General features: G+C 34.1%; 12 protein-coding genes, 1 pseudogene and 1 riboswitch. Of the genes and pseudogenes, 12 read left to right on the forward strand and 1 reads right to left on the reverse strand.

What is annotated here, in order from left to right; all coding sequences use genetic code 11:
* Positions 1 to 71 precede the first annotated feature (71 nt).
* The 12 genes and pseudogenes from SB689_RS16005 (at position 72) to SB689_RS16060 (ending at position 11885) form a co-directional block, all read left to right on the forward strand.
* Entirely contained in the window at positions 72 to 518 is a 447-nt protein-coding gene (locus SB689_RS16005) for a GNAT family N-acetyltransferase (protein ID WP_410693096.1), read from the forward strand.
* Positions 519 to 774: 256 nt separating this feature from the next.
* A pseudogene (locus SB689_RS16010) lies at positions 775 to 1269 on the forward strand (DUF4272 domain-containing protein); the annotation flags it as partial.
* Between the two features lie 67 nt (positions 1270 to 1336).
* The gene (locus SB689_RS16015; protein ID WP_410693097.1) at positions 1337 to 2092 is read left to right on the forward strand and encodes an SMI1/KNR4 family protein; all 756 of its coding nucleotides are present in this window, start codon (positions 1337 to 1339) and stop codon (positions 2090 to 2092) included.
* A gap of 2 nt (positions 2093 to 2094) precedes the next feature.
* Entirely contained in the window at positions 2095 to 2535 is a 441-nt protein-coding gene (locus SB689_RS16020; protein ID WP_410693098.1) for a DUF1801 domain-containing protein, read from the forward strand.
* Positions 2536 to 2664: 129 nt separating this feature from the next.
* Positions 2665 to 2790: riboswitch (FMN riboswitch) on the forward strand.
* An 89-nt stretch (positions 2791 to 2879) separates the two neighbouring features.
* Entirely contained in the window at positions 2880 to 3530 is a 651-nt protein-coding gene (ribB, locus tag SB689_RS16025; protein ID WP_410693099.1) for a 3,4-dihydroxy-2-butanone-4-phosphate synthase, read from the forward strand.
* A 145-nt stretch (positions 3531 to 3675) separates the two neighbouring features.
* Positions 3676 to 4674, forward strand: coding sequence for a T9SS type A sorting domain-containing protein (locus SB689_RS16030; protein ID WP_410693100.1), 999 nt, complete (start codon positions 3676 to 3678; stop codon positions 4672 to 4674).
* Positions 4675 to 4931: 257 nt separating this feature from the next.
* Entirely contained in the window at positions 4932 to 5684 is a 753-nt protein-coding gene (locus SB689_RS16035; RefSeq protein ID WP_410693102.1) for a DUF3575 domain-containing protein, read from the forward strand.
* Between the two features lie 303 nt (positions 5685 to 5987).
* Positions 5988 to 6665, forward strand: coding sequence for a response regulator transcription factor (locus SB689_RS16040; RefSeq protein WP_410693104.1), 678 nt, complete (start codon positions 5988 to 5990; stop codon positions 6663 to 6665).
* Between the two features lie 125 nt (positions 6666 to 6790).
* Positions 6791 to 8059: a histidine kinase dimerization/phospho-acceptor domain-containing protein gene (locus SB689_RS16045; RefSeq protein ID WP_410693105.1), complete on the forward strand. Its 1269-nt coding sequence runs from the start codon at positions 6791 to 6793 to the stop codon at positions 8057 to 8059.
* Positions 8060 to 8161: 102 nt separating this feature from the next.
* Positions 8162 to 9577 carry a porin gene (locus SB689_RS16050; protein ID WP_410693107.1) on the forward strand — a complete coding sequence of 472 codons (1416 nt, stop codon included), beginning with the start codon at positions 8162 to 8164 and terminating at the stop codon, positions 9575 to 9577.
* Positions 9578 to 9598: 21 nt separating this feature from the next.
* A complete protein-coding gene (locus tag SB689_RS16055) occupies positions 9599 to 10897 on the forward strand; it encodes an MFS transporter (RefSeq protein ID WP_410693109.1) in 1299 nt (432 codons plus the stop codon).
* Between the two features lie 649 nt (positions 10898 to 11546).
* Complete coding sequence (locus SB689_RS16060; protein WP_410693110.1) at positions 11547 to 11885, forward strand: hypothetical protein; 339 nt, start codon at positions 11547 to 11549, stop codon at positions 11883 to 11885.
* A gap of 87 nt (positions 11886 to 11972) precedes the next feature.
* Here the strand turns inward: SB689_RS16060 and SB689_RS16065 are convergent, their stop codons facing one another.
* Positions 11973 to 13733, reverse strand: a complete 1761-nt coding sequence (locus tag SB689_RS16065) for an ABC transporter ATP-binding protein (protein WP_410693111.1) — start codon at positions 13731 to 13733, stop codon at positions 11973 to 11975.
* Positions 13734 to 14316 lie beyond the last annotated feature (583 nt).

The following is a 14316-nucleotide window of genomic DNA, read 5'->3' on the forward strand; positions in this document are numbered from 1 at the left end:
CATTACAAATATATCAACTCTGCACGGAAAGATTAATCCTAATTCCTTTTACAATAAAGATTTGTGAAAATTTGTTGAATAATGATTTCAGCGACTTATCAACATTAGGTTTAAAAAAAGGCAAAAGCTGGCCTGATCATGATGTCTTGGAAACCTTACCTAAAATCATCAATAATCTATTGCCAATCGGATCTCCAACAGGATTTGAATCTTGGATGATCATTAAAAAAGATACCCTCGAAATAATTGGAGACGCAGGATTCAAAGGATTCAATATTAATCAGCAAAACATCGACATCGGATATGGAATTATTAAAGAGGAAAGGAGAAAAGGCTATGCCGAGGAAGCTGTAACAGAGCTTATGAAATGGGCATTTTCAACAGAAATTGTAAAAGAAATAACAGCCCGCTGCGCACTAGAGAATCTCAGCTCGATTAATTTACTACGAAAATTACATTTTATAGAAACAAAAGTAGATCAGGAAATGATACATTGGTCATTACAAAGGTCAATATGAAAAATTTACAACTAAGCTATTTCACTCTTTTATTAACAGAACCCAACCATCATTTTAGAAAGTTTTTAAGATATAATATTATCCAAATAATTTATACTTTTCGTAAGTTAGCCTTCCACTTTAAATCCATTATATGACAGATATTTTGAAGAATAAAGAAGAGCTTTCCAGAAAAGAAAAGAGTCAGGAAATTCTTAAAAAAGAAAGAATAAAAATTAATTTTAACCTCCCCCATATTGAATAGGAAGAAGAAACAACCCTTCGAACTTCTATGGAGGTCGCCACAAGAGTTAGTATTCTTGCCATCACCAACTTAGTTGCTTTTGACAGTATAGATTCGGAAGAAGCCATCAGCTATCTTGAAAAGTGTAATCTTTGGGAATCTACAACATCTGATGAAAAAGATTTTTTACAAAATCCTACAGAAGATAAAAAATTTCAGGAAACCTGGAAGTGTGAATGTATTTGGGTTTTGCTTTGGGCATTACAACTTGTGGACACACTACCTTTTCCGAATGAATTATGTGATTTGAATGATATTCCTCTTGAAAAATATCCAATCGGCGGGGAAAACGACCCTAATGATTTCATCAATTCCAACAATCAACTCCGTTCAAAAGCTGAAATTTTAGATGCTAATGATCTTTATTACAGATATCATTGGGCTTGTGTTGACGCCAGATTAAACAATCTCGAGATGACAACCGTAGATTCAGGAATTGTCTACGAAAGACATTATGCACTCAATTAATTGGCTTATTAGTTATATGGGACAGGAATGGGATGATGTTTCTTGTGATACTTAATCTGTTTCAAATATGACTCAACAAGAAATTATTGAAAAATTCACAAGCCTTTCACAGGGAAAACTCATTGCCCAAGAATGGATAGGCTGGTTTACAGAACATAAAGATAGTATCGAAAAAATATGCGGGAGAACGACTTTTCTTAAAGTAAAGCCTAAAGAAAGTTTCAGTGATATCCGAAATTTATACATCGGACAATTAGCAGCTTTTGATTGGTTAACATCAAAAGAAATAACTGTTGCTTTATCCGACCTTTATAAAAAAGGATGGGAAAAAGAATTTGATGATTTCTGTAAGGCAGAAAAACAAAAAGAAAAACATCTTCAAAAGGAAGTCGAAAATAAATTCGGATATCTAAAGAATATTTATCCAAAATTTTTCAGACAATTAACTAAATCTTACAGTAATTCTGACGTTATTGAATTAGGCGAAAAACAGGAAGCTATTCAAAATAAAGAAAAAGAACTTTCTATACAACTTCCAGAAGATCTGGTAACATGGTATCAAAATGTATCAACTTTACAACTTGAAGGGATAGATATCGATTTTAAAGAATTAATCATCGAAACGATTCAAAAAAAACAATATTTAGCCTTAGGTGAATTTTGGCTGTATGGCGATGGAGATCAATTGCTGTACAATTTAGAGAATCACAACATTTATATTTTTGCCCACGAAAGCCAACCTCCTAAAGCTATAAAAATTGCAAATTCATTCACCGATTTTATTGAGAAAAAAATGGTAACTTATTTAAAAGAATACGAATAACCATGGCCAAAGCAAACAAAACCAACGAAACAACCGTCAACGTAACAGATTTCATTAACTCATTTGTAGAAAAAGACGAAAAGAAAGCAGATAGCTTTAAGTTAATTGAGCTTATGAGTAAATGGTCAGGATTTGAGCCTAAAATGTGGGGACCAACCATTATCGGATTTGGCAGTTATCATTATAAATACGCAAGTGGGCACGAAGGCGACATGCCACTCATCGGTTTTTCCCCTCGTAAAGCAGAATTCTCACTGTATGTTTTTTCGCCAACCGAAGAAAGTAAGCATTTATTAGATGATTTTGGAAAATTTAAAATGGGTAAAGCCTGTATTTATGTCAAAAAACTGTCTGATATCAATATTGATACGTTAGAAAAAATGTGCAAAGCAACAATTGCCTATTTAAATGAAAATCATGAATGCGCCTGCAGAGAAAAATAAGGTAGGCTGATTAATAATAAATCTCTTCTCTATTCCAAAAAACTTCCCGAAATTTGTCATCTGTGCGTTAAACAAAAAATTAATGAATTAAAGAACAATTACAACAAACATACAGTAAAACTTAGTATAAGTTTTCTTCGGGGCAGGGTGCAATTCCCTACCGGCGGTTACAGTCCGCGACTCCTTTTTAACGAAAGGACTGATTTGGTGAAATTCCAAAACCGACAGTTACAGTCTGGATGGGAGAAGAAAATGGAGCAATCAGTGAGGCTATTTTATAGACTCATTGTGTTGTATTTCATTTCCATGTACCGAAGTGTATTTTAACTTAAAATTAAAATAACATGGAAAAATTATTAGTAAAATTCGGAGTAACTCCACAAGAACGTGTAAAAAATGCACTTCTAAAATTACAACAAGGAAAAGGCATCCTTTTAGTTGATGATGAAAATCGTGAAAACGAGGGCGACATCATTTTTCCTGCCTCCACCATTACAGAAAAAGACATGGCACTTTTGATCCGCGAATGCAGCGGAATCGTCTGTTTATGCATTTCTGAGGAAAAAAGTAAACACCTCAACCTCCGTCCGATGGTTGAAAGCAACAATTCAAAAAATCAAACCGCATTTACCATCTCCATTGAAGCCAAAGAAGGCGTTGAATCGGGAGTTTCGGCGAAAGACCGTGTAAGAACGATTAGAACAGCCGTTGCAGAATATGCAGAAGCCGATCACATTGCAAGTCCAGGACACGTTTTTCCTTTAATTGCTAAAAAAGACGGTGTTTTCGAAAGACGCGGACATACAGAAGGAAGTGTAGATCTTGTAAAACTCGCCAATCTTGGTGACGATGCCGTACTTTGTGAACTCACCAACGAAGACGGAACAATGGCAAGGCTTCCCGAAATTGTAGATTTTGCCATCAGAAAAGACATGACCGTCGTAACCATCGAAGATATTTATAGGTATCGAAAAATGATTATCAGTCAGAATTAAAAAATCGTATTTAGCGCACAGAAATGGCCGTCCAGTTTTTATTGGACGGTTTTTGTTTTTAAGACTCTCATTAAAAATCCGTTATGATTAAATAAAATACATTTTGAAACACAGTTTTTAATTATCTTTAAAGAAAAATTTAACTATGAGAAAATCTGTACTTTTTTTGCTGATGGCTTCAGGGCTTTATACAGCGCAAACTACCATCACTAAAGCTTTTAACGATCCAATAACTGGTGAATCGGTAAGTTATTTATCTGTAACCGGAACACCAAATAATTCTGCAACAGGAGCAAATACAACTTTTACTAACTCTCAACTTACTGCTGGAGCAGCATCTTCGACAGTTTATTCGACTCCTTCTGCTGGTGAAATCACTACTTTCCCTGGTTCTACCTTGAAAATGGTAGGAAGCGGAACTACAGTTTACTACAAACAAACGGCTTCAAAACTGGAAATCACAGGATTAGTAACTACAGATGCTACTTTGAATCTGGGAACCAATAACGGAACATTTATTTCTTATCCTGCCGCATTTGGATATTCTGAAACAGATCAGGCACAGGGAACATTCACGTCGCCTTCTGCGAGTGGATTATGCAAAGGAACAATTAATATTTCTGCTGACGGATCAGGAACATTGCTTTTGGGACCGGCTACATTTAATAATGTATTGAGAACCAAATCTGTTCAGACTTTCAATCTTCATTTACCGAATGATACATCGTTTATATTTCCGATAGGATCTATTACCAATACTTCTTATTCGTATTACGACAGCACTCACAAATTTCCTTTGTTAACGACCATTGAAACTATTATTAATGTTCCTGTAGCGGGAATTAATAACCAAACGTCAAACGCTGCTCAGGCTCTTAATTTACCAACATTATCAACAGGAGATTTCGTTGCTAAAAAAGAAAGTTTAAAAATTTATCCTAATCCGGCTCAAGATGCTATTGAATTGAAAGGAGCAGGAAATTTTTCAACAGCTAAAGTATACAGCTTAGATGGAAAATTAGTAAAAACGGCAGATCTTAAAGCCGGAAAAGTTCAGATTTCAGAATTACCGCCTGCTGCTTACTTTATTGAAGTTTCAGGAAAAGATTCTAAAGCTGAGACTGCGAAATTTATTAAGAAATAGAAATCAACACTCAATAAAACAAAATCCGTTCATTCATCTTGATGGGCGGATTTTTTTTGTTTTAATTTATCATTGATGATTTTTAAATTATAATTAAAAAGAAAACAATTAAAAGGTAAATTTCACTCTCATAATCAACATTTATTTATTATTTTTAATCATAATTGAAAATTAAATTCACAGTTTATTGATTTCCTGCCCGTTTTTTGCTTTCGTATCAATACCAATCACTTAATGTTTAATGAAAATTTAAAATCATGAAAAAATATTTCATTATAATTCTTCCCTTGTTGTTTTCAGAATTCAACGCACAGGAAACAAGCAGCCAACCTCTGGAGAAAATGAACATCATTAAAACCAATGTTACAGGATATGTATTCAGAAACATTAATTTGTCTTATGAAAGATCTATAAATCAGTGGTTTTCAATGAATGTAAGCTTCGGAACGATGCCGGAAGGTAAAGTTCCTTTCATCAACTCATTTTTAGGTGACGAAGATGAAAAAAGATTTCAAAATCTTAGAGTAAAAGCAACAAATTTCACCGTAGAACCTCGTTTTTATCTTGGAAAAGGCTACGGAAAGGGCTTTTACATTGCACCTTATTACCGATATTCAAAGGTAACTACTAATACTTTTGATTTCTATTATGACTACAATGCGATTGATGGAAACACCTATCAAATTCCATTAAAAGGTACAGGAAGCGCCAACGGAAACAGTGGCGGAGTAATGGTCGGCGTTCAGTTTCTTTTAACCAGAAGTCAAAATCTTGTACTCGATTTCTGGATCGCGGGCGGACATTACGGAAGCGGAAAAGGTGACTTTACCATGACAAGCGACTATGTTTTAACCCCCGAAATGCAGGCTCAATTAAAAAAAGAAATTGAAAATCTGGACATTCCTTTTGTAGATTACACCGTTGAAACCAATGAAAAAGGAGCCCGAATAAAAATCGATGGCCCGTGGGCAGGTTTCAGAAGCGGACTTTCTCTCGGATATAGATTTTAAAAATTGAACCTGTTTAAATTTTTATTTTACCACAAAAGACACAAAAGCTTTTATTAAACAGTTTATTATTTTGAAAATACAAAAGTCCACATAAGATGAAAATCTTTGATTTTCAAAAGAACTTAAGTGCTCTTCTATGCAGAATTCTATTAACTTAAATAAACTTAAGTGTTAAAAATCTTTTCTGCCTTTTGTGGTTAAATTTTTTATTCATTTCACCATACAAATTCCGTTCAATATTGCTGAACGGTTTTTTTATATCTTTAAACCGAAGAATACGATATTTCGGTTTAATAATTTTATATGAAAATCCTCATCATAGAAGACCATAAGGAACTTGCAACCAACATTATAGACTATCTTAAAAAAGAGGATTACGTCTGTGAAGTGGCTTCTAGTGCAAAAGAAGCGTTAGAAAAAATTGAACTTTTTGAATACGACTGCATCCTTTTAGACCTTATGCTTCCTGACGGAAATGGTTTGGAAATCCTCAAACACATCAAAAATTATTCTCCATCAGCCAGCGTGATTATTGTTTCTGCAAAAAATTCTTTGGACACAAAACTGACCGGATTAGACGATGGCGCAGATGATTACGTAACAAAACCGTTTTCACTGCCCGAACTTCATTCAAGAATAAAAGCGGTGCTCAGAAGAAAAACTCCCGAAGCCAACCGTATTTTGAGTTTTAACGAAATTATTATTGATCTGGAATCCAAAGAATGTAAAATTAACGGTCAGCTGCTTAATCTCACAAAAAAAGAATTGAATTTATTGATTTATTTCATTAATAATCAAAACAGAATGTTATCCAAACAGGCAATTGCCAGCCATCTTTGGGGAGATTACACGTACAGTATTGATAATGTAGATTTTGTTTATCAGCATTTGAAAAATTTAAGAAAGAAAATTCTGGATTCAGGTGGAAAAGATTACCTACAAACTGTTTACGGATTAGGTTACAAGTGGATTGATAAATAAAAGATATTAGAAATTAGAGGTTAGTGGTTAGATTCAATTTCAAGCCTCGAAATTTCAAAAAAATAACACAATCATTATAAAACTAATTTCTAATTTCTAATCTCTAAATTCTAACTTCTAATTACATGAATTTAAGCTTCCGATTTGCCAGAGCGTTTACCTTTTTGGTATTTTTTGTCCTCGTCACAGGCTTTGCTATTTTGTATTTTGCTTTTGAAAGAGCAACAATGCGTTCTGCCATTCTGAAATTGGAAGATTTAAATGATTACGTCACTCATAAATTAGAGAAAGATTCGGCTTATGATTATTTAAAATCTCATCATCAACAAACTCAGGTTAAAATTCTTCCGCCTGACACAAAAATTGCCAAAGAAAAAATTATTGAGGAAAAATATCTCTGGAACAAAAGCATACAATCCTATATCAACCGAATTTCCGTCACCACCTACCCTGTTATTCATCAGAAAAAATATTCCATTACGAGTGTAAGATATATTACGATTATTGAAAACCGTTTTATGATGAGCATCATTATGGTTGTAGCATGGATAATGGTTTTTCTTGTCATTCTTACGATTATTGTAAGTGTTTTAGTTTCAAAGAAAATTCTCGATCCTTTTTATCATGCGATGGATGAAATTAAAAAATTCAGATTGAGAGATAATAGTCCGATGAATTTGATGGAAACAGAGACTGAAGAATTTAAATCATTAAATAAATTTCTCTTAAAAATGTCCGAAAGCTCCAAGAAAGACTACAACCTTTTGGAAGAACTTTCAGAAAATACATCCCACGAATTACAGACTCCACTAGCTTCTATTAAAGGGAAAATAGAGTTATTAATGGATAGCGAACTTTCAGAAAATCAGTTGATCACGCTTTCTTCGATGAACGATGAGCTGGACAGACTTTCATCCATCAACCAATCGCTGATTCTTCTTGCTAAACTTGAACATTTTGAAAAGAATGATTCACAACTGATTAATTTTTCAGAATTATTAAAAGACAGACTTCATTATTTTGAGGACTTATTTGAAATTCAGAATCTTACTTTGGTTAACGAAATTCAGGATGATGTTTATCTTAATTTTGATGAAAACTTAGCATCTATAGTTATTAACAATCTTATCAACAATTCAAAAAGGCATAATATTGAAAACGGAAAAATTTTCGTTAAGCTTACGGAAACTTATTTTCAGATCTCAAATACTGGAAATCCACCCACAATTTCTACGGAAGAATTATTCAAAAGATTTAAGCGCGGAAACCCTAATCAAAATTCCATCGGGATTGGTTTGGCACTTGTGAAGAAGATTTTGGAGATTTATGATACTGAAATTTCTTATCATTTTGAACATGATTTACACACTATTAGAATTAATTTCATAAAATAATTAACTGAAATTCAAAAACATAACAATGAAAATTCAAATTCTGTGAAAACTTCAAAATTTCTTCAGAATTTATTTCTTGTTTAGGCACAAGTAAAAACGCCTATGAAAAAATTACTCTTACTTTTCGGTTTAACTGCAGTTCAATTCGCTTACAGCCAAGACACAATTAGGTCCGAAAAAAAGATGGAAGAAGTTCCTTCTGCTGAAAAAAATCCGTTGGATATTGGAGAACTTAAAATCAACCTTAATCAAAAGGGTGATAAATGGTTAAAATTCGGAATTTCCAGCCAGATCTGGCTTCGAAGTATCGATAATAATCCGGGAACAGCCATCAATGGGGTTCCGCAGGATCACACGTATGATGCAGGAATTAGAAGAATGAGATTGATTATTCAAAGCCAGCTGACGCCTTTCTATTCTGTATTTTTACAGATGGGAATTAATAATCAAAATTTTATTTCAGGTGGAGGAACTGGAACAGGAAATAATGGCGCAGGAAAAAAAGCACCTTTCTTTTTTCATGATGCCTATAATGAAGTGGCCATTATCCCGAGAAATGATTTTCAGACAGGAAAACCTAATAAAAACAACCTTTATCTAGGAGCCGGACTTCACTCGTGGAATGGTGTGAGCCGAATGACCAACGCAAGTACAACCAAAATGCTTGCGGGAGATATTCCTGTTTTTAATTTTCCGACGATTGAAATTGCGGATCAGTTTTCAAGACAGTTTGGAGTTTTTGTACATGGAGAATTTGACAGAATTAATTATCGTTTCAGCGTTAATAAACCTTTTGCAACAAATTTAAAGCCTGCTGTTGGCGGAGTTGCTGTTGATAATAATCAAAGCGGAAAATTATCATACGCCGGATATGCTTATTATCAGTTTTTTAATAAAGAAGTTACTTCTACATCATTTTTAGCGGGAAATAATTTAGCGGCAAAAAAAGTTCTGAATATTGGAGCCGGTTTTTACACCAACAAAGATGCAACGCAATCTCAGCCTACAGAAAATGTTTTTGAATCTCATGATGCCAATATTTTCGGAGCAGATGTTTATTCTGAATTTCCGTTAGGTGATAAAAGTAAAGAAATGGGACTTACGCTCTACTCCGTTTTCTATAATTACAACTACGGCCCAAATTATCTGAGAGTAAGCGGAATCATGAATCCCGGAACTGTTGATGCAACATTTACAGGTGAAAAAGCTTTGGAAGGAGCCGGAAACAACAGAGTCTTGATGGGAACAGGAAATATCTGGTTTTCTCAGGTTGGTTTTGTACTTCCTAAGTTCAGCAAGATCGTGAAAGTTCAGCCGTTTTTCAATTATGCGCTTAAAGACATGAAAGCATTAAACCAAAGCGGAAGCTACTACGACATCGGTGCTAATCTATTTTTATATGGTCAAAATGCAAGAATTGTTGCTCAGTACAGCAGTAGACCATTATATGATACTGCTTCAAAAAGAATTTTTGACAGAAAAGGAGAATTTTTACTGTCTTTTCAAATTGTACTTTAAAAAATTTAATATCTTACCCATATGAACGCTAATACTACTCAAATTACAACTGCCCAAAGGATAAAAGCCATTGTGGGCGGTTCCATAGGAAATCTGGTAGAATGGTACGACTGGTATGCTTACGCTGCCTTTGCCATCTATTTTTCCAATTCATTTTTCCCAGAATCTGATCTTAATGCACAGTTGATGAATACTGCCGGAATATTTTTTGTCGGATTTTTGATGCGTCCCATCGGAGGATGGATGTTCGGAAGTATTGCCGATAGAATAGGACGAAAAAAAGCAATGACGCTTTCTGTTTTATTAATGTCTTTCGGATCTTTATTAATTGCACTGACACCAACGTATGACACGATAGGAATCCTAGCTCCCGCTCTACTTCTTATCGCACGATTGTTACAGGGATTAAGTGTGGGCGGAGAATACGGCGTTTCGGCAACCTACCTCAGCGAAATGGCAACAGAAGACAGACGAGGTTTTTATTCGAGTTTTCAATACGTAACGTTGATTGGCGGACAATTAATTGCGCTGGGAATTCAGCTGGTTTTACAAAAATTAATCCTGACAGAAACTCAATTGGAAAATTGGGGCTGGAGAATTCCTTTTGTGATTGGAGCAATTTTGTCTGTAATCGCTTTATATTTAAGATCAAATCTTCATGAAACTGAAGCTTTTGAAAATAAAAAAGATGTAAATGATAAGAAAAAAGGAACAATCAAAGAACTTTTAAAACATCCGCAAGCTCTACTTACCGTAATTGGATTGACGTTGGGAGGAACATTGGCTTTCTATACATACACCACTTATATGCAGAAGTTTTTAGTGAATACCGTTCATCTTACTAAAGAACAATCTACTTTAATTTCATTTGTTTCTCTGTTTATATTTGCGTGTTTACAACCTGTTTTTGGAGGACTTTCAGATAAAATCGGAAGACGACCTTTATTATTAGGTTTCGGGATTTTGGGGACGCTCTGTACCGTTCCGTTGCTGACGGCATTAAGTCATACAACTTCTATGTGGACAGCATTTTTCCTGATCATGGCTGCATTAATTATCGTAAGCGGGTACACTTCTATCAATGCTATCGTAAAAGCTGAGCTTTTCCCGTCCGAAGTACGTGCGTTGGGAGTAGGCCTACCCTACGCCCTAACTGTGGCAATATTTGGGGGAAGCGCAGAATATATTGCTTTATGGCTAAAGAAATTTGGAGCCGAGCATTATTTCTACTGGTATATTACTGCATGTATTTTGTTTTCATTGCTCGTGTATGTACGAATGAAAGATACCAAAGAAAATTCAACGTTGGATAAGGATTAAATTTATTCAAACATCATAAATAATACGCGGCTCAGGAAACCTGAGCCGCGTATTTTATTTTTTAGCTATAAGCTTGTCTGAATTTTACAATAAGTTCATCCAGGTAGTGACGTTGAACATAGACGGTCTTTACATCCTCATATCTTGGGGATTTGTAGAAAACCTCGTGAAAGTCCATGCTACCGTTACCTACCTTTACTACTTTCTGTACTTCGATATTCAATTTTCTTAACTCGTCTCTGAAGACCTGAAATTCATCTTGTATATTATTCATTTATATTTTGGGGTTTAATTAAAAAATCATTCAATTATATCAAACACCCTACCAATAATTAGGGTAGCTGTTCAATTTCACATTAAAATTAATAAATATTTCGATATAAACATAATATTTAATTAACATTTTATCAATTAATTTGAAAATATTAAACATTTTTAATAAAACACCTATATAATCCACAGATTTGAAATTCCTAAAACTTTAACAAAAATTATCATAACACTTAGTAATAAAAGGATTTTTATTTTTACTGATTCTAAACTTGATTGATATTTTTAACCACTCAAAAGCCAAATTTTAAAACTCAGGATTAAGATTTATTTTTAACCTCGACCTTAATTTTTAATCTATAAGACATAAAAACTATATATGAAAACCTCAAAATTATTTCTTTTACTGATTGCACTATCCTTTTCAGGCGTAAGTTTTGCGCAGAAAAACAAGGACGTTAAAGTAACGATTAAAGATAAAAATGGAAAAAGAGACGTGGAAATCTTACCTCATTTTATACAATTCGGGATCATGTCGAAAAATCATGAAGATTTCAGGAAAAAATATAAGGTTGATGTGGTGTATGAAAACTGCGTCATAAGCCCATTTATTTCAAAGCAAGCTGAAGAAAATAACCTGGCTGTAGCAAAAAATTTAACTCAGAAATACGGTGAAGTTTGGAAAAAAGATCTTGGAATTATTCCTTACGGTTTATAAATTCTTCGCTTTCATCAAACATTCAAGCATAAAAAAAGATACTTTTAAAAAGTATCTTTTTGATTTTAAACTAAAAATAATTTCAGCTTAATTATTTTCAACAGTTTCACTCTCCTCTACTTCATGTCTCAACTGAGCTTTGTAAAGAGTAGAATAATATCCGTTTTGATCTAATAATTCCAGGTGCTTGCCTTCTTCTACGATCTTCCCATGTTCCATCACGATAATTTTATCTGCTTTTTCAATGGTCGAAAGTCTGTGGGCGATAATAATTGATGTTCTGTTTTTAGTGATTTTCTCCGTCGCTCTCTGAATCAGTTTTTCACTTTCGTGGTCGATAGACGACGTTGCTTCATCCAGAATTAAAATTTTTGGATCAGATAAATACGCTCTTAAGAAAGATAATAGCTGTCTTTGACCTAAAGAAATCGACGAACCTCTTTCACTCACCACATATTCATATCCTCCGGGAAGACTTTCAATAAAATCATCAACTTCAATTTCTTTTGCGCCGGCTTTTATTTTTTCTAACGTAATCGTATCGTCTCCAAAAGCAAGATTTTCAAAAATACTTCCGTGGAACAGGAAAACATCCTGCAATACGACTCCGATATGGCTTCTTAAATTATATAACTCGTAATCTTTAAGCTCAACATCATCAATAAAAATCTCACCGGAATTAATATCATACAATCTTGTAATCAAGCTGATAATGGTAGATTTTCCGGCTCCGGTTGCTCCAACAATGGCTACAGTTTCTCCCGGATTTACTTTAAAATCAATTCCTTTAAGAACTTCCTGCTTCTCATCATATGCAAAACGAACTTCTTTGAATTCAATTTTACCGTCAAAATGATCTTTCTCTACCTTTCCGTTGTTTGGCATTGCATAGTCTTCATCCATCAAACCAAGAACTCTTTCAGCACCAACAATTCCGCGTTGGATATTGTTGAAACGGTCTGCAATCTGTCTCAAAGGACGAATCAGCATCGAAATATATTGGATAAAAGCAATAACAACTCCCGCACTAATTGTGATATATCCTCCATAGAACAAGATAAAACCTATAAAAAGTGAAGAAATAAGTTCAACCACAGGAAAGAACAATGAGAAAATGAAAACTGTTCTCAATAACGCTCCTTTTAAGGTAATATTAATATCGTCAAACTTTTTAAATTCAGCCTTCTGTCTGTTGAACACCTGAATAATCGGCATTCCCGCCAATCTTTCCTGAACAAAAGAGTTTTGATTCGAAGTCCAATTTCTTTCATCTCCAAACGCTTTCTTCAACCTTTTTTGAAAAAATCTTGTAATTAAAACCATTAAAGGTAAAATCGCCAACGTAATGTAACTCAAATGAACATTGGTGCTGAACATCATTATCAACACAAAAACGATTCTCAAAATATCCCCAAAAACCATAAGGAAACCATCTGTATAAACAGTTGCAATGGTTTCTACATCTCCTACAGCGCGCGTTACGAGCTGTCCGATCGGTGTTTTATCAAAAAATGATGTTCTGAAATAAATCAGTTTAGCATATAATCTCTCCCTGATATCTCTGATTACGTTCTGAGAAATATAATTGGAGAAATACACTAAGAAAAAGTTTAAAACTGTTTCGGCAAAAACCAAACCTACCAAAAGATAAATATGCTTCATCATCAAAGCTTTATCGTGAAGTTTGGTAATATCGTTATCTACCACCTGCATGGTAAGGTACGGCCTGTAAGTAGAAACGATGGAAAGAAATATAGAAATTACCAAAGTTATGATAAACCACGAACGGAATTTCATCCCGATGAAGAATAATCTTTTGATAATTGCCCCGGTATCTTGTTTTTTCATTGTACGAATTGAAGAAAGGAATTAAATAAAATTCTTTTGCAAAAATAAGACTTTAAAATTTGTCTGCCTTTACAACTTGGTTAATTCCTGATGAAAAATTCAGATTGCTGTTATTTATGATATAGATGATTTTCTAACACGCTGAATATTTCTTGCATCTCTTTTTATGCAAAAAATCATCCTTGTCAAGGTTTAAAACCTTGACAAGGATAATAAAGCTGACTTTCTTTTTTAATTAACTTTATTCAACCAGTCCAAAACATAACCCGCAACTTCTTCCCAACCTTTTTCTCCAGCGATCAGCATGACAAATTAAATGGAAATTTAACGTCTGGAAATCCATAGGATACGTTCGGAACACCTATTTTGAGGTTGTAAACATATGCAACGACGTTATTTACTACAATAACGAGGTTAGATATCATCAACTTTGGCATCCCAGACCTAAAATTTGACGTTCGGAACCCCAAATTTTAGGTTGTATAACATCAACGGATATATTCGGAACCTCAATGAAGGACTGAGGAACGTCATCAGATATATCAAATAAAGAAAGAGACCTGCTCCCGAAGCCGTCTCTTTT

Source organism: Chryseobacterium sp. SIMBA_038 (assembly GCF_046535115.1).
Classification (GTDB): Bacteria; Bacteroidota; Bacteroidia; order Flavobacteriales; family Weeksellaceae; genus Chryseobacterium.

What these genes read in the sequence shown, in the direction of transcription:
- SB689_RS16015 (WP_410693097.1), top strand. Translation starts at nt 1,337, where the DNA reads ATGACTCAACAAGAAATTATTGAAAAATTCACAAGCCTTTCACAGGGA.
- SB689_RS16050 (WP_410693107.1), top strand. Translation starts at nt 8,162, where the DNA reads ATGAAAAAATTACTCTTACTTTTCGGTTTAACTGCAGTTCAATTCGCT.
- SB689_RS16060 (WP_410693110.1), top strand. Translation starts at nt 11,547, where the DNA reads ATGAAAACCTCAAAATTATTTCTTTTACTGATTGCACTATCCTTTTCA.
- SB689_RS16030 (WP_410693100.1), top strand. Translation starts at nt 3,676, where the DNA reads ATGAGAAAATCTGTACTTTTTTTGCTGATGGCTTCAGGGCTTTATACA.
- SB689_RS16035 (WP_410693102.1), top strand. Translation starts at nt 4,932, where the DNA reads ATGAAAAAATATTTCATTATAATTCTTCCCTTGTTGTTTTCAGAATTC.
- SB689_RS16065 (WP_410693111.1), bottom strand. Translation starts at nt 13,733, where the DNA reads ATGAAAAAACAAGATACCGGGGCAATTATCAAAAGATTATTCTTCATC.
- SB689_RS16045 (WP_410693105.1), top strand. Translation starts at nt 6,791, where the DNA reads ATGAATTTAAGCTTCCGATTTGCCAGAGCGTTTACCTTTTTGGTATTT.
- ribB (WP_410693099.1), top strand. Translation starts at nt 2,880, where the DNA reads ATGGAAAAATTATTAGTAAAATTCGGAGTAACTCCACAAGAACGTGTA.
- SB689_RS16055 (WP_410693109.1), top strand. Translation starts at nt 9,599, where the DNA reads ATGAACGCTAATACTACTCAAATTACAACTGCCCAAAGGATAAAAGCC.
- SB689_RS16040 (WP_410693104.1), top strand. Translation starts at nt 5,988, where the DNA reads ATGAAAATCCTCATCATAGAAGACCATAAGGAACTTGCAACCAACATT.
- SB689_RS16020 (WP_410693098.1), top strand. Translation starts at nt 2,095, where the DNA reads ATGGCCAAAGCAAACAAAACCAACGAAACAACCGTCAACGTAACAGAT.